At 48.2% G+C, this 16,809-nt stretch carries 13 protein-coding genes; 4 read left to right on the forward strand and 9 right to left on the reverse strand.

Annotation, left to right across the window (positions count from 1 at the left end; genetic code table 11):
* Positions 1–14: 14 nt before the first annotated feature.
* The 4 genes from gad to D515_RS13395 form a co-directional block, all read right to left on the reverse strand.
* A complete protein-coding gene (gene gad, locus D515_RS13380; protein WP_002539215.1) occupies positions 15–1,394 on the reverse strand; it encodes a glutamate decarboxylase in 1,380 nt (459 codons plus the stop codon).
* Between the two features lie 226 nt (positions 1,395–1,620).
* Complete coding sequence (locus D515_RS13385) at positions 1,621–2,907, reverse strand: TRAP transporter large permease (protein WP_192815509.1); 1,287 nt, start codon at positions 2,905–2,907, stop codon at positions 1,621–1,623.
* A 9-nt stretch (positions 2,908–2,916) separates the two neighbouring features.
* Positions 2,917–3,387, reverse strand: coding sequence for a TRAP transporter small permease (locus D515_RS13390; protein ID WP_002539218.1), 471 nt, complete (start codon positions 3,385–3,387; stop codon positions 2,917–2,919).
* Positions 3,388–3,711: 324 nt separating this feature from the next.
* The gene (locus D515_RS13395; RefSeq protein WP_002539219.1) at positions 3,712–4,710 is read right to left on the reverse strand and encodes a C4-dicarboxylate TRAP transporter substrate-binding protein; all 999 of its coding nucleotides are present in this window, start codon (positions 4,708–4,710) and stop codon (positions 3,712–3,714) included.
* 263 nt (positions 4,711–4,973) lie between these two features.
* On the opposite strand from D515_RS13395, the gene D515_RS13400 reads away from it, so the two are divergent.
* Positions 4,974–5,696 (forward strand): glycerophosphodiester phosphodiesterase family protein, encoded by a 723-nt coding sequence (locus D515_RS13400; protein ID WP_002539221.1) that lies wholly within the window; start codon positions 4,974–4,976, stop codon positions 5,694–5,696.
* 32 nt (positions 5,697–5,728) lie between these two features.
* Positions 5,729–6,460 carry a DeoR/GlpR family DNA-binding transcription regulator gene (locus D515_RS13405; protein WP_420835373.1) on the forward strand — a complete coding sequence of 244 codons (732 nt, stop codon included), beginning with the start codon at positions 5,729–5,731 and terminating at the stop codon, positions 6,458–6,460.
* Positions 6,461–6,523: 63 nt separating this feature from the next.
* Here D515_RS13405 and D515_RS13410 read toward each other — a convergent pair whose 3' ends face one another.
* From D515_RS13410 to ubiG, 5 genes are all read right to left on the reverse strand, one after another.
* Positions 6,524–6,814, reverse strand: coding sequence for a 2Fe-2S iron-sulfur cluster-binding protein (locus D515_RS13410; RefSeq protein ID WP_002539225.1), 291 nt, complete (start codon positions 6,812–6,814; stop codon positions 6,524–6,526).
* Positions 6,811–7,944: a class Ia ribonucleoside-diphosphate reductase subunit beta gene (nrdB, locus tag D515_RS13415; protein ID WP_002539226.1), complete on the reverse strand. Its 1,134-nt coding sequence runs from the start codon at positions 7,942–7,944 to the stop codon at positions 6,811–6,813. Before nrdB ends, D515_RS13410 begins: the two co-directional genes overlap by 4 nt.
* A 67-nt stretch (positions 7,945–8,011) precedes the next feature.
* Positions 8,012–10,291 (reverse strand): class 1a ribonucleoside-diphosphate reductase subunit alpha, encoded by a 2,280-nt coding sequence (nrdA, locus tag D515_RS13420; protein WP_002539228.1) that lies wholly within the window; start codon positions 10,289–10,291, stop codon positions 8,012–8,014.
* 401 nt (positions 10,292–10,692) lie between these two features.
* On the reverse strand, positions 10,693–11,349 hold the full coding sequence (locus D515_RS13425; protein ID WP_002539229.1) for an HAD family hydrolase: 657 nt from the start codon (positions 11,347–11,349) through the stop codon (positions 10,693–10,695).
* Positions 11,350–11,394: 45 nt separating this feature from the next.
* Positions 11,395–12,108: a bifunctional 2-polyprenyl-6-hydroxyphenol methylase/3-demethylubiquinol 3-O-methyltransferase UbiG gene (gene ubiG, locus D515_RS13430; RefSeq protein WP_002539231.1), complete on the reverse strand. Its 714-nt coding sequence runs from the start codon at positions 12,106–12,108 to the stop codon at positions 11,395–11,397.
* Positions 12,109–12,820: 712 nt separating this feature from the next.
* On the opposite strand from ubiG, the gene gyrA reads away from it, so the two are divergent.
* Both gyrA and serC read left to right on the forward strand, forming a co-directional pair.
* Positions 12,821–15,454 (forward strand): DNA topoisomerase (ATP-hydrolyzing) subunit A, encoded by a 2,634-nt coding sequence (gene gyrA, locus D515_RS13435; RefSeq protein ID WP_002539234.1) that lies wholly within the window; start codon positions 12,821–12,823, stop codon positions 15,452–15,454.
* 255 nt (positions 15,455–15,709) lie between these two features.
* Complete coding sequence (serC, locus tag D515_RS13440) at positions 15,710–16,792, forward strand: 3-phosphoserine/phosphohydroxythreonine transaminase (RefSeq protein ID WP_002539235.1); 1,083 nt, start codon at positions 15,710–15,712, stop codon at positions 16,790–16,792.
* The last annotated feature ends 17 nt before the right edge of the window (positions 16,793–16,809 follow it).

A 16,809-nucleotide genomic window follows, 5' to 3' on the forward strand; every position in this document is an offset into this window, starting at 1 on the left:
CTGTAAGACAAAGATCAGCCGTGGTGGAAAGTAGAAGTCGCACCAGAGTGGACTTGTGGGAATTGCTTGAAGTAGTCAACGCAGCGCTTCAGATCTTCCAGTAGCAAAGCAACCATGTCTTTGCTGACGCCATGTCGGATCATAATGCGTTGAATGACAGTGTCCTGACGATTGCCAGGAAGAGGATAAGAAGCAATTTGCCAGCCTCGCATTCGCATTCGGTCAGAGAGGTCATAGAGGGTAAATCCCCAGTCGCCTTCTTTTAGGCTGTAGCTTAGGGCTGGCAAACCTCCCCGTCCGTCGTAGAAAAGATCGAAGGGCCCAATCTTAGCGATTTCATCTGCGAGCCACTGCGCTGTTTGTAGGCACGAGGATTGGATGCCCTTGTAGCCATCAAAGCCAAGACGAAGGAAGTTGTAGTATTGCGCGACAATTTGCCCTCCTGGCCGTGAGAAGTTCAGCGCAAACGTCGGCATGTTCCCACCGAGGTAATCCACGTTGAACACCAAGTCTTCCGGTAAGTGCTCTTTATCACGCCATACTACCCAACCCACTCCAAGGGGTGCTAGGCCGTATTTGTGGCCAGAGCTGTTGATAGATACCACGCGGGGCAACCTGAAATCCCATTTCAATTCAGGATTAACAAAAGGTGCAATAAATCCACCTGAAGCGCCGTCAACATGAATAGGAATGTCGAGACCGGTTTCCGCTTGGAGCTCATCCAGCTTTTTGGAAATGGTTTCTACCGGCTCGAATACACAGGTGTAGGTCACCCCAAGAGTCGGAACCACCCCGATGGTGTTTTCATCGACGTATTCCGAAAGCTTGTCTGGGTTCATGCAGACTTCGTCGCCATCAAGTGGAATTTCTCGCATTTCCACATCGAAGTATCGGGCGAATTTATGCCAACAAATTTGCACGGGTCCACAAACAATATTGGGTTTATCGGCGGGTTTTCCCTGTGCCTCGCGTTTCGCTCGCCAGTTCCATTTCATGGCTAGGCCGCCCAGCATGGCTGCTTCTGAAGAGCCAGTGGTTGAACAGCCTACCGTTGTGTCACTCTCCGGGCTATTCCAAAGCTTGGCGAGGATATGAACACAGCGGGCCTCGATTTCCGCGGTTTGGGGATATTCATCTTTATCGATCATGTTTTTGTCGATACAGACATCCATCAAATCGTGAACACTGGGCTCCATCCAGGTCGAGCAGAACGTCGCCAAATTCTGGCGCGCGTTGCCATCCATCAACAACTCATCTTTCAACAGTTGGGCAATCAGCTCCGGTGATTGGCTTTGTTGGGGAAGGGAATACTTGGGAAGCTGGGTTTGAGAGAGGGCCTCTTCGTAAATATCTTCTATTTCAGGGTCTTGTTTGTTGGTGAAGTGCAATCCCATTGTCTGCTCCTTATAAGGGTTTTTATTGCAGTCCTGATTGAGTTTTCAACGGTATGGAAAATCCTAGTTGCGCCTTACACGTTGAGACCTGTTTCAGTATTAGATTGCATATTTCTATGAAGTGACTGAAATATGAGATAAGCCGGAGAGAAGTCCTGAATGTGATGTATTTGTGAGCAGAGAATAAAGTGCGCCTACTAGAAAGCGCACTTTAAAGTGAGGAGAATTAGTTAAACAAGTTCGGTAAGAACATGACTAGCCCTTCGGAGAAAGTCAGTAACATCAACACAGCGAACAATGCGCCCAGCAGAGGTGCTGCTTCACGCACAAAGTCGACCATTCTTACCCTGAGTATCGAGCAAACGGTAAACATCATGGAACCAAACGGCGGCGTGACACCACCAATCATAATGTTCACGATAACCACGATACCGAAGTGTACAGGGTTGATGCCGAGGTTCAGCACAGCTGGTAGCAGCAGCGGCGTCAGAATGATCATCGCCGCACCGCCTTCAATGAACATACCGACAACGAGCAGAAGAACGTTGATGATCAGCAGTAGCGCATACTTGTTATCGGTAAGACCAATCAACATGGATGCAACGTTCTGGGGAATTTGTTCCAGAGTCATGTAGTAACCGAAGACCAATGCACCCACGATGATAAACATGACGCTGCTGGTGCCTTGAATGGTTTCCCGCAAGATCTGCACAAAGTGCTGAGGTTTAAGCTCGCGATAGATCAGCAGGCCAATGATGGTACATAACAACACCGCAATCGCCCCGGCTTCTGTTGGCGTAAACAGGCCAAAGCGCATACCCAGAATGATACCGAATGGGATCAGCAGCGCAGGTATGGCTTTCCCGAAATAATGAAAGCGCTCTTTTGCTGAGGCAGGCTTTTCACGGGAAGGCTTGTAGTTACGCTTTTTGGCGATGAAAGCGATGGTGATCATCAGTGACGCTGCCATCAAGAATGCGGGCACATATCCGGCAATAAACATCGAATGCACAGATACGTTCGCGAGCAGCGCGAAGATGATGAGGTTGATGCCTGGCGGGATCACTGGACTGATGCTGGATGAAGTAGCAGTGACAGCGGCAGTAAACGCCACGTCGTAGCCTCGTTTCGTCATCTCAGGAGCCAGTATCTTTGACTGCATGGCAGCGTCAGCATTTGCAGAGCCTGAAATGCCACCCATAAGGGTACTCAGCATGACGTTAACATGCGCTAAACCACCGGTTTTATGACCAATCAGAGAGTCAGCAAAGGCAAGCAAGTTCCGGCTTATTCCCGAATAGTTCATGATTGAACCGACCATAATGAAAAAGGGTATGGCCAAAAGGGGGAATGACGACACGCTGGAAATAAAACGCTGCATCACCAGGCTGACGGGCAAAGAGTCATTGATAAACAGGAAGTACACCATTGCTGACGCTATTAAAGAGAACGCAATGGGGATGTTTAAAAGGAATAAAACAAAAAGAAGTATGATAGGTATATAGATATCCACTGCATTCACCTACTGCGCTTCGTTAGAAGGTTCAGATGGCTTGAGGTCGTCGAGGATGAACCGAACCGTATGAATCGCCATTAATGAAAAACACACAACCAACACCCCGTTGATAGTGAAATATGACATGCCCATGACGGGGGTCACTTTCGTTGAGAGCATGGTGTAGTTGAAGCTCAGGTAAGCCATCAGAATGTTGAGCGCCAAGAGAAAGAAAGAGATCATCAGGCGAAAATATCGCTGCCCTGACGCAGGGATAAAACTCAGAATGACATCAACGCCCATGTGCAGCTTGTGCTTGTAGCAAGAGCTGATCCCAAAGTAGACCGCCCAGGTAAAGCAAATCACGGAAAGCTCTTCACTCCATGGCACGACGAAGCCGAGACCGTAGCGCAAGAAAACGTTGATGATGACTACCAGAACAGTGATAGAAATCGCTATAGAGGCAAGGATTTCCTCTAAGTTGTATATAAATCGCATTACAACTCCAACACATAGAAAAACTCCCCATTAGGGGCTGTTGACCTTTGGTGGTTAAGTTTTGTTCTCGCTATAAGCGTTTTAGGCGCGGCGAGGTGTGTGCCGCCTAGTCATTCTAAGCAAGTACACCTCAACAAAGCTTAAAACGCTTAGAGCAGAACCCTTCGGGCAGCGCTTGTGGGGAATTTCTGCTGCGTTATCAGCTTCTCATGTAGGCCAGCTACACATCGAAGCCTCCGCCTTGCATAAAATCCCCACAAACTGCTGCAAAAATCATCACCAAAGGTCAACAGCCCCTAGAGAAAGCGGGGCGCTAAAAGGTGTTTATTTTGATGCGCGGATTTTCTCCAGCTCCGCGTTAATGGTCGCGTGAACGCCTTCGCTCCAGGTAGGGAACTGGTTGTAAACTTCCGCGGTCAGCTTGTTGAACGCAGCCGTGTCAACATCGTTGAAAGTCACGCCTTGTTCTTTCAGCTTCTGAGTGTACTCTTCGTCAAGCTTAATCAGTTGCTCAGTGTTAGATTCCGCACCGGCAACGATCTCTTCCATCACGATGTTTTGCTGTTCTTCAGAAAGCTTATCCCAAACGCTTGGCGAGATATAAAGACCAACGGTGCCTAGGAAGTGGCCTGTCTTAGACATGTTTTTAGCAACTTCATAGATTTTTGTTGAGTACATGGTCAGGATTGAACCTTCCAAACCATCTACAACACCCTGCTGAACACCGGCATAAGTTTCTGGGAATGGGAGAGCTGCAGGTGCCGCACCCATTGATTGCAGTGTGCTGATAAACAGCTGGCTACCAGGAACACGGATACGCATGCCTTTCATGTCTTCCGGCGTTTTGATCTCTTTATTGGTGATCATATGACGGAAGCCAAAGATGTAATCGGCATTCAGTACCTTGATACCTTTCTTCTCAACCTGTGCAGTCAGATCGGCTACGTAATCTGATTTCATCAGCGCGAGATATTCATCGTAATTGTTGTAAAGCATAGGGCCAGCCAGCGCTGCGAAATCTGGCACATAGTCACCGAGGTAGCTCAGATCTTCTACCGCAATCCAGTTCGCGCCGTTTACTACCTGCTCAAGGTTGTCTTTGTAAACAGGAAGCTGACCGCCAGGGAAGACTTTGATATTGACGCTGCCGTCTGTACGTTCACGAATCTTGTCCGCGACTTTAATCAATTCTTGTGTCAGCAGTTCATTTTGCTGAAACACAAGGCTCATGTTGATGTTCACTTTATCTGCAGCTAGGGCATTCGAGGCCATGCCGAAGATCGCTGATAGGGAAAGTACAGTTCCAAGGAGTAATTTTTTCATTCTGTTGCCTTTAGTTCTTAGTGAGGTCCATTTTTTTACCAAGTGCACTTTGGCTTTATGTAATAGCGTTTCTGTAATTATTGTGAGGTCGCTCGAATAACGATACGGTATTACGAGAATGTTTCAAATGAACATCTTTATGTTCGTTCGAATGTTGTGATCATGTTAACAGCTCGCTTTTTGTTAGCTTGAGTCTTCAGGTATACGCTGTGCATTCTTGGTTTTGTGGCGTGTGAGTACTAGTAATTTCAAATGAACATCTTATGGAAGGGAAAATGATAATTGGTCATCGAGGTGTGGCAGCCATCGCACCCGAAAATACCTTAGCTGGGATCAATGCGGCAGCGGACAGTGGCCTGAATTGGGTAGAATTGGACACCCAGCTTACCGCTGACGATGTGCCGGTATTGTTTCACGATGAAACAGTCGACAGATGTACAGACGGAAAAGGTCGATTGGATAGCTTTTCGCTTGAGCAACTGACGTTGTTAGATGCGGGCGCATGGTTCAACGAACAGTTCCGTGATGAATGCATTCCAACATTACACCAGACGCTTACACTCTGCGGAAAAAGGGGGATGGGCGTCAATCTCGAGATAAAGTGTTACGAAGAGACAGATGTAGCCTTGTTGGTTGAAAAGGTCGCAGAGGTAGTGAAGGAAACCCAGTTCCCTGTAGATCAGCTTTTATTATCAAGCTTTTCCTTGGCGGCTATAAAGTGTTGTGCCGAGATGCTGCCGGACTATCGGGTGGGACTTATCACAGACCAAAGTTCACCAGACTTTCTTTGTGACATTGAGGACTTAGAGCTATTCAGCATTCATTGTGACCAACGTACTCTGACGGGCGAATTGGCAGAGGCCATTACAAAAAAGGGCTACCAGCTAAATATATGGACCTTAAATGATGCTGGAAGGGTACAAGACTTTCTTAATAAAGGGGTCACTCACATCATTACGGATGACCCAGAGATATTTTCGCCATAAATGGACTTTTGATGATAGTGGGGACGATTTCTATGACACCTAGACAAAGACAAATCCTCGATTATCTAAAAGCCAATGGGAATGTGCAGATTGAAGAACTGGCAGAGATGTTCTCAATCACCACCCAAACTATTCGGCGCGATGTGAACTGCCTTTCTGAGCAGGGATTGGCGCGCCGGGTTCATGGTGGCGTTAGCCTTCCTGCTATTTTGACGAACACGACCTACCAGTTTCGTTTTCAGCTTGAGTCTGAGATAAAACAAAGACTGGCGAAGAAGCTAGCAAGCCATATTCCTGAAGGCTCTACTGTGTTTTTGGGAATAGGCACGTCTATGGCTTACATTGCGCAATGTTTGGCTCAATACGAGAAACTGCGTATTGTGACAAACAACCTTGAGGTCGAGAAGGTGCTTCAGGGAAACCCCAATGTGGATGTTTTCTTAGCAGGTGGGTTAGTGAGAAGCCAGCATCAGGATGTGGTTGGGCAAAGTGTTTTGAGGTTCTTTGAAGATTTCGAAGCTGACATCGGCATTGTCGGTTGCGGCTCGGTCACCGGCAGTCATTTTGCTATGGAGCATGAGCCCATCGAGGCGGAAATATCTAAAGCCATTATTGCGAATTCTCGGGAAACTTGGCTGTTGGCAGATGCCAGTAAATGGGGCAGGTTTGCGTCATCTAAGGTAGCAAGGTTGTCTGATTTCACTAAGGTATATACCAACCAAGATTCACTGCCATCAGATATTGCTGTGTGTGATGTGAAATAGTATTCCGCGAGGCAGATATTCAGGTGGTTTGACTGTAAGAAGAAAAAGAAGGCCGCGACCGAGTCAGAGGTTCGCGGCTTTTTTTGCTACAAAAGAAACTTGGTAATCGAATTCCAGTGAGACATCTTCACTGGGGGTCGAGCGGCACGTCAGGATCTCACCGGCGGCGAGGTATGCCATCGCGTCTTCCTGAGCAACATTGCCTTTATCTAACTTGCAGCGACAGGCTCCACAAACACCATTCCTGCATTGGAATTCGGGCTGCAGACCTGCTTGCTCGAGTTGCTCAAGCAGAGGCTGGTGGGTGTTGCCCACCAGCGTTTGTCCGTTCACTGTAATAGCGATTCGGCTCATAGTTCGAAATCACCCAGATCGTCGATATCAACGTCGTTGTCGATTTGGCCAACCAGGTAAGAACTGATTTCTGCTTCCTGTGGAGCAACCTGAACGTTGTCAGAAGACAACCAAGCATTGATCCAAGGAATAGGGTTCTGGCTCGCGCCTTGGTAAGCAGGTTTAAGGCCAACAGCTGCCATACGCAGATTCGTAATGTATTCCACGTACTGGCACAGAATGTCTTTGTTCAGGCCAATCATTGAGCCGTCTTTGAATAGGTATTCTGCCCACTCTTTTTCTTGCTCTGCCGCATCTTTGAACAGGTCAAAACAAGTTTGCTCACATTCTTTAGCAATCTCCGCCATTTCTGGGTCGTCGTCACCGGAACGCAGAATATTCAGCATATGCTGGGTGCTGGTCAGGTGGAGTGCTTCATCACGGGCAATCAGTTTGATGATCTTGGCGTTACCTTCCATCAGCTCGCGCTCTGCGAAAGCAAACGAACAGGCAAAGCTTACGTAGAAACGAATGGCTTCCAGTGCGTTAACTGACATCAGGCAGACATACAGTTTTTTCTTCAACTCGCGCAGAGACACGACAACAGTTTCGCCGTTAACCGTGTGTTCACCCTCGCCTAAACGATGGTAATCGCTGGTGGCTTTAATCAGGTCATCGTAGTAACCCGCGATGTCATTCGCTCGCTTGATGATGTGCTCGTTCACCACAATGTCATCAAACACCAGTGCCGGGTTGGTCACGATGTTACGGATGATGTGGGTGTAAGAACGCGAGTGAATGGTCTCTGAGAAAGACCAGGTCTCAATCCAGGTCTCCAGTTCTGGAATAGAAACCAGCGGCAACAGTGCCACATTCGGGCTGCGGCCTTGGATTGAATCCAGCAGCGTTTGGTATTTCAGGTTGCTGATGAAGATGTGTTTCTCATGCTCCGGCAGCTTGTTGTAGTCGATGCGGTCACTGGAGACATCGACTTCTTCGGGGCGCCAGAAGAAGGAAAGCTGCTTCTCAATCAGCTTCTCGAAAATTTCATATTTTTGCTGGTCGTAGCGAGCAACGTTAACCGGCTGACCAAAGAACATTGGTTCTTTGAGTGCGTTATTGTTTTCTTTAGAAAAAGTGCTGTAAGCCATTGCCGTAAATTTACCAATCAGGTTGAAACTTCAAAGAGGGAGCTAATGCTCCCTCCAAATTCTTTACTTAGATTTTGCAAGCGCCGCCTGCGCAATCATCATCTTGTGCTGCGAGATCTTTCTGCGCATCGTCTGCACCGTCACGGGTGTTGTGATAGTACAGGGTTTTCACACCGAGCTTATAGGCAGAAAGCAGATCTTTGAGAAGCAGCTTCATTGGTACCTTGCCACCAGCCTGTTTGCTTGGGTCGTAGTTGGTGTTGGCAGAGATTGCCTGATCTACGAACTTCTGCATCAGACCAACCAATTGCAGGTAACCGTCGTTTGATTCAATGTTCCAAAGCAGCTCGTAGTTGTCTTTGTACTTGTCGTACTCAGGAACCACTTGCTTGAGGATGCCATCTTTAGACGCTTTCACTGATACGTAACCGCGTGGTGGTTCGATCCCGTTGGTTGCGTTAGAGATTTGCGAAGACGTCTCTGAAGGCATCAGCGCTGACAGCGTTGAGTTACGCAGACCGTGCTCCATGATCTCTGAGCGAAGCGCATCCCAGTCATAGTGCAATGGCTCATCGCAGATCGCATCTAGGTCACGCTTGTAAGTATCGATTGGCAACAAGCCTTTCGCGTAGTTGGTTTCGTTAAACGAAGGACATGCGCCTTGCTCTTTCGCCAGACCAACAGACGCTTTCAACAGGTAGTACTGAATCGCTTCGAACGTACGGTGAGTCAGGCCGTTTGCACTGCCGTCAGAGTAACGCACGCCATTTTTCGCCAGATAGTAAGCAAAGTTGATCACGCCTACACCCAGTGTACGGCGGTTCATGGTCGCTTTACGCGCTGCTGGTAGCGGATAATCCTGGTAATCCAGCAGTGAGTCCAGAGCACGGATAGTCAGGTCAGCCAGTTCTTCCAGCTCGTCCAGCTCTTTAATTGCACCCAGGTTGAATGCAGACAGCGTACACAGTGCAATCTCACCCTGATCGTCTTCAACGTTGGTCAGTGGTTTGGTTGGCAGCGCGATTTCCAGACACAGGTTAGACTGACGGATCGGCGCAACCTGAGGGTCAAACGGGCTGTGAGTATTACAGTGATCCACGTTCTGAATGTAGATACGACCTGTTGAGGCACGCTCTTGCATCATCAGCGAGAACAGCTCTACCGCTTTACGGGTTTCACGCTTGATGGATGGGTCGTTCTCGTACTGAACGTACAGGCGTTCAAATTCTTCTTGGTCTGCAAAGAACGCGTCGTAAAGTCCCGGTACATCTGATGGTGAGAACAGAGAAATGCTCTCGCCCTTGATCAGGCGGGTGTACATCAGTTTGTTGATTTGAACACCGTAGTCCATATGGCGAACACGGTTCTCTTCAACACCACGGTTATTCTTCAGAACCAGCAGGCTTTCTACTTCACGGTGCCACATTGGATAGAACAGGGTCGCTGCACCACCACGCACACCACCTTGTGAACAACACTTCACAGCTGTCTGGAAGTATTTGTAGAAAGGAATACAACCAGTGTGGAAAGCCTCGCCGCCGCGGATTGGGCTACCCAGTGCACGGATACGACCAGCGTTGATGCCGATACCGGCACGCTGACTCACGTAGCGAACAATCGCACTCGCCGTTGCGTTGATAGAATCCAGACTGTCATCACACTCAATCAGTACACATGAGCTGAACTGACGGGTTGGGGTACGCACACCAGACATAATTGGTGTAGGCAGAGAAATCTTGAACAGAGACACTGCATCATAGAAGCGGCGGATGTAGTCCAGGCGGGTCTCTTTCGGGTAGTTGGCAAATAGACATGCTGCAACCATAATGTACAAAAACTGTGCACTTTCGTAGATTTCACCAGTAACACGGTTTTGTACCAAGTATTTACCTTCCAGCTGTTTCACCGCAGCATATGAAAAGTTCATATCGCGCCAGTGATCAATATAGCTATCCAGAATGTTCAATTCTTCGGCAGTGTAGTCTTCAAGCAGGTGCTTATCATACTTGCCCATATCAACCATTTTGCTGACATGATTAAGAAGTGTTGGTGGCTCGAATTGGCCGTAAGCCTTCTTGCGCAAGTGGAAAACCGCTAAGCGGGCAGCCAGATACTGGTAGTCTGGGGTCTCTTCAGAGATCAGATCGGCAGCCGCTTTGATGATGGTTTCATGAATGTCTTCAGTTTTGATACCGTCGTAAAATTGAATGTGAGAACGGAGTTCGACTTGTGATACAGAGACATTGTCGAGGCCTTCAGCGGCCCAGGTGATGACGCGGTGGATTTTGTCGAGATCTATGTTTTCCTTAACACCACTGCGCTTTTGGACGGTAATTTGTTGGTTCATTTATCTTGTTCCCGGTATTTCCTTGCCTGAAGACCTGTTTTTGCAAAATTTCACAAATTGCAAGGATGATTTGTGATCAATATTAAACTTATGGCGTAGTCATCAAAACACTATATATAGGGTCTACGCTCGACTTGAGTAACAAGATAGTGGTGAGGCGGAGATAATGCAAGTTCCCCCTGAGACAGGTGTCTGTGGATATCTTGGGGATGGGAATTGTTATGTTAGTGCTTACTCACTGTTTTATCCCAAGTAAGGCAATGGTATAGAAAAAATCAACGATTTTTACGGTACGAAATGAAATAAAAAAAAATATTATCCTTGATTGGAACGCCCATCAATGCATCCATTTAAGGTGCTGAAAAGTGGTTATTTTCTGTTCTGGCGCTATGTGATTGGGATCAGAATAATGACAGAATTTCTACAGGTGTGTTAAAAATCTGATCGGCCTCCCATTCGGTTGGCTGATCGGTCTCGCCGATATATCCCCAAGCGGCGACAGCAGACATCATGTTGGCCGCTTTGGCAGCCACAATGTCATTCTGTATATCCCCAACATATAGGCATTTTTCTGGTTCGATAGTCAGAATCGACGCACCGTGCAGTAACGGCGCGGGGTGGGGCTTCGCATGTGGTGTAGTGTCGGCACAGACAATGGTTCTGGCCTGTAAGAGCAAAGGGAAGTAGGGAAGGAGCATTCCAGTCAGAAACCCCGGCTTGTTGGTCACAATGCCCCAGGGGATCTGTCTCTCGGTGAGTTGTTCCAGTAGTTCAACCACACCACTATATAGTGTGGTTGTGGTACAAATATTTTCTGCATAGTGCTCGAGAAAGGAAAGTCGCAGTTGGTCGAGGTCTTTTCCTTGCAGCGCATCGCCAAAGCCCGTGCGAAGTAGGCCTCTGGCACCGTGACTGGTATTGGCCTGAATCTGGCTTTTAGAAAGAGGAGGGAGTCCGTGATCTTTCAAAACACAGTTTGCGGCGTTGGCCATATCCGGCGCGGTATCCAGTAAGGTGCCATCCAAATCAAACAGAACTGCTTCTACGCTTCCTTTCATTAATTTTCCTTGTTCAGGTTTTGGCGCTGCAAAATAAAGCCCGGATTATTCCGGGCTTTGAGTATGTACGATGTAGTTCACGTCCACATTACGTGGTGACAGCCAGTATCGATCCGTCAGCGGGTTGTAATGTAACCCTGTCATGTGCTGTTCCTGAAGCGGGGTGTAGTCGATCATCTTCAGCAATTCAGAAGGGCGGATGAACTTGTTATGGTCATGCGTGCCTTTAGGCACAATCTTCATCACATGCTCGGCACCGACAATCGCAAACAACCAGGATTTAGTATTGCGGTTTAGGGTAGAGAAGAATACGTGACCGCCTGGCTTTACCATCTTCGCGCAGGAAGCAATCACAGAAGCAGGATCGGGTACATGCTCCAGCATTTCCATGCAGGTCACCACATCGTAATGGCCCTGATGTGCTTCAGCATGTTCTTCGGCGGTAGATTGTACATAAGAGACTGTCGTGCCTGTTTCCAGCGCGTGCAAACGTGCCACCGTTAGCGGCTCTTTGCCCATATCGAGGCCTGTTACATCGGCACCTTCTCGTGCCATGCTTTCTGCCAGGATACCGCCACCACAACCCACATCGAGTACTTTCTTACCAAAAATCCCGTCGCTTTTCTCAATCACATAGTTGAGGCGAAGGGGATTGATTCGGTGTAAAGGCTTGAACTCACCTTCCAGATCCCACCAACGGGAAGCCATGTCTTCGAATTTTTGAATTTCCGCCGGATCGACGTTGAGTTGGGTTGTCATCTACATCTTATCCCTAAAATTTTTTTCTATTATACCCGTTTTGATTGCCATTGCAGGTGGAAGATTCATTGCTAAATACAGCAAGGTTGAAGTCTTTATGCTTTGAATGTTACTACCGTTGATCGATAGATAGAGATTGAGCGAGGAGATCACAGAGCCGGAGGCAGACCCCCGGCGAGATTGGAAAAGTCGTGGTTATCGTGTTGGAGAAAAGTTAAGCGGCATTGGTAACGGCAACAGCAGCCAGAAGCCCTAACAAAGTGTATTTTCCAACAATGATGGCCATACCCACAGCATTGATAGCTTGATGTAACATAGCGCCCCCTGATTTTTCTTAGCGACACTTTTTTGTGTCATGGGTATTTTCCCCTACAAATATAGGGGATACTGAGACCAGGTTCCCATTGTACTTTTCCTTCCTTTATTACATCTGGATCCGTGAAGTGGGCAGTTTTCTCTTCTTATATGCGGTTTCACGACCTTTTGATATGAAAAAAGACGCCTGAGCGTCTCTCAGGCTTTCTAGCAAAATTTGCTGGTTCCACCCTGCCATTGAGCGTTTTTTGGCCCTGTCGTGCGTTAGAGCGCCAAAATAAGAGTAATTCGTGATTTATCTCGGGTTTAGGCTGTGACTCTTTGCCTGCTTTTATGGTATTCTCACCGTCTTGCACGTAGTCATTTTTGACATACTTACCTGAGGGATATTGGCTCCATGAGCGATCTTGCTAAAGAGATCACGCCCGTCAACATTGAAGAGGAGCTGAAAAGCTCATACCTCGACTACGCGATGTCAGTTATCGTGGGTCGTGCTCTTCCAGATGTGCGTGATGGTCTGAAGCCTGTACACCGCCGCGTTCTTTTCGCGATGAATGTACTTGGCAATGACTGGAACAAAGCATACAAAAAATCTGCGCGTGTTGTTGGCGATGTGATCGGTAAATACCACCCACACGGTGACAGCGCTGTTTACGACACCATTGTTCGTATGGCTCAGCCGTTCTCACTGCGTTACATGCTGGTCGATGGCCAGGGTAACTTCGGTTCGATCGACGGCGACTCAGCGGCAGCAATGCGTTATACCGAAGTTCGCATGGCGAAAATCGCCCACGAACTGCTGGCTGATCTGGATAAAGAAACTGTCGATTACGTTCCGAACTACGACGGTACTGAACAGATCCCAGAGGTAATGCCTACCCGTATTCCTAACCTTCTGGTGAACGGTGCGTCCGGTATCGCCGTAGGTATGGCGACCAATATTCCTCCGCATAACCTGACAGAAGTTATTAACGGTTGTTTGGCGTACATTGAGAATGAAGACATCACGATTGAAGAGTTGATGACTCACATTCCAGGCCCAGACTTCCCAACTGCTGCAATGATCAATGGCCGTAAAGGCATTGAAGATGCTTACCGCACTGGTCGTGGCAAGATTTATCTGCGTTCAAAAGCAGACATCGAAGTCGAGAAGAACGGTAAAGAAACCATCATCGTTACCGAAATCCCTTATCAGGTGAACAAAGCGCGTTTGATCGAGAAGATCGCCGAGCTGGTTAAAGATAAGAAGATTGAAGGCATTAGTGCGCTGCGTGATGAGTCTGACAAAGACGGTATGCGCATTGTTATCGAATGTAAGCGTGATGCGGTAGGTGAAGTTATCCTCAACAACCTGTACGCACAAACTCAGCTTCAAACCTCTTTCGGTATCAACATGGTTGCGCTGGACAATAACCAGCCACGCCTGTTTGGCCTGAAAGATATGCTGAAGTGCTTCGTGAATCACCGTCGTGAAGTGGTGACACGTCGTACTATTTTCGAACTGCGTAAAGCACGCGACCGTGCCCACATCCTTGAAGGTTTGGCTATTGCACTGGCGAATATCGATGAAATCATCGAGATGATCCGCAATGCACAAACCCCAGCGATTGCGCGTGAAGAGCTGCAAAACCGTGGTTGGGAATTGGGCACTGTAGCCGCAATGCTGGAAGCAACCGGTGTTGATGCTGCACGTCCTGAGTGGCTGGAAGACGAGTTCGGTGTTCGTGACGGTAAGTACTACCTGACTGAACAACAAGCGCAAGCTATCTTGGATCTGCGCCTGCACAAATTGACAGGTCTCGAGCACGAGAAGATCCTGGATGAATACAAAGAGCTGCTGGCACTGATCGGCGAGCTGATGTTCATTCTGTCCAGCCCTGAGCGCCTGATGGAAGTGATCACCGAAGAGCTGACTGCTGTTCGTGATGGTTTCGGCGATGAGCGCCGCACTGAAATCACAGCTGCAAGTGCTGACATCGACATCGAAGATCTGATCAATCAGGAAGATGTTGTTGTGACCCTGTCGCACGAAGGTTACGTGAAGTATCAGCCTCTGACTGACTACGAAGCGCAGCGTCGTGGCGGTAAAGGTAAGTCAGCGACTCGCATGAAAGAAGAAGACTACATTGAGCGTCTTCTGGTCGCGAATACACACGATACTATTCTGTGTTTCTCAAGCCGCGGCCGTATGTACTGGCTGAAGGTTTACCAATTGCCTCTGGCATCACGTACTGCTCGTGGTAAGCCGATCGTTAACCTGCTGCCTCTGGAGCAGGATGAGCGCATCACTGCGATCCTTCCTGTTAAAGAGTACGAAGAAGACAAGTTTGTCTTCATGGCAACCGGTGACGGTACTGTGAAGAAGACGCCGCTGACTGATTTCAGCCGTCCTCGAAGCGCAGGTATCATCGCAGTGAATCTGCGTGAAAACGATTCTCTGATTGGCGTTGATATCACTACTGGTGATAACGACATCATGCTGTTCTCGAAGTCTGGTAAAGTTGTTCGCTTCAACGAAGGCCAGGTTCGTGGCATGGGCCGTACTGCGGCTGGTGTTCGCGGTATCAAACTGGCAGAGGGCGACAAAGTTGTTTCTCTGATTGTTCCTCACAATGACGGTGATGTTCTCACGGTAACTGAAAACGGTTACGGTAAGCGTACTGAGCTTGTTGAGTACCCAGCGAAGAGCCGTGCAACCCAAGGTGTAGTCTCGATCAAGGTTTCTGAGCGTAACGGCTGTGTAGTTGGTGCGGTTCAGGTAGAAACCGGTGATGAGTTCATGATGATCACCAACGCAGGTACGCTGGTGCGTACCCGTGTGGCAGAAGTCAGCCAGGTTGGCCGTAACACCCAGGGTGTGACGCTAATCCGTACCTCTGAAGACGAGAAAGTGGTTGGCCTTCAGCGCATCGATGAGCCTGATGAAGAGTTACTGCCATTGGATGAAGACGGTGACGTTGACGCAGAAGCGCAACCAACTGCCGAAGCACCATCAGAAGACTCAACAGATGGAGAAGCGACCGAGGAGTAATTCCTGGCCTGCATTCATCAATCTGAAAAAAACGCAGCATTCGCTGCGTTTTTTTTATTCCCTTTTTAATTGTGTCGTCATTAGATCAACACTTTCCGTTCCAATCGCTTGCGAAAGGTGATAAAACAAAACGAACAACAATTCATCACGGCTTCTCACTGCCCCCATTTGCGGGCGTTGTCGGGAATGGATTTCCTCAGTGACAAAATTAGAAAGCCATAAATAAGCGATTTAATGCAGGAGCATTCAAAAATCATGGAAAAGGTATATAACTTCTCTGCTGGCCCGGCGATGTTGCCGGAAGCGGTTCTGGAAAAAGTACAGGGTGAACTGACTAACTGGAACGGCTTGGGTACTTCCGTCATGGAGATTTCCCACCGCAGTAAGGAATTTCTGGCTGTTGTTGATGACGCCGAGAAAAACCTCCGTGAACTGCTGTCTATTCCTGATAACTACCATGTTCTATACGCACAAGGCGGTGCCCGTGCGCAGTTTGCTGCAGTGCCAATGAACCTTTTGGGCAGCAACACCATTGCTGACTATGTAGACGGCGGCTACTGGGCTGCAAGTGCAGTAAAAGAAGCTAAAAAATACTGCACACCTAACGTGGTAACAGTAAAAACGGAAATCGATGGCAAACGCGCGATCTTGCCTGCGAAAGACTGGAAATTGAGTAACGATGCTGCGTTTGTTCACTTCTGTCCGAACGAAACCATCGATGGGATTGAAATCCGGGATTTGCCAGAAACAGACAAGCCAATCGTGGCAGACATGTCCTCAACGATTCTGTCTCGTCCTATCGATGTGTCCAAGTACGGGGTGATTTACGCGGGTGCGCAGAAAAATATCGGTCCTGCTGGCATCACGCTGGTGATTGTTCGTGACGACCTGCTGGGCAAAGCGAAAGACTTCCTGCCGAACGTACTGAACTACACCACGTTGGTAGACAAAGAGTCTATGTTCAATACGCCACCGACATTTGGTTGGTATTTGGCGGGTGAAGTATACAAATGGCTGAAAGAGCAGGGCGGTGTGGAAGCCATGCAGAAGAAGAATGAAGAGAAAGCTGCGTTGCTTTACGACTTCATTGATGGTTCTGACTTCTACGTGAACAACATCCATGCTGACAACCGTTCTTTGATGAACGTGCCTTTCCAGTTGGTGAATCCTGAACTGGATGCGAAATTCCTGGCTGAATCAGATGCGCTGGGTCTGAAGGCGCTGAAAGGTCACCGTGATGTGGGTGGTATGCGTGCATCTATCTACAATGCGATGTCTTTGGAAGGTGTTCAGGCACTGGTTGCCTTTATGAAGGACTTCGAAGCCAAAAACGCGTAATAAGCCAAGTTTGCGCT

Source organism: Grimontia indica, assembly GCF_000333895.2.
GTDB lineage: Bacteria > Pseudomonadota > Gammaproteobacteria > Enterobacterales > Vibrionaceae > Enterovibrio > Enterovibrio indicus.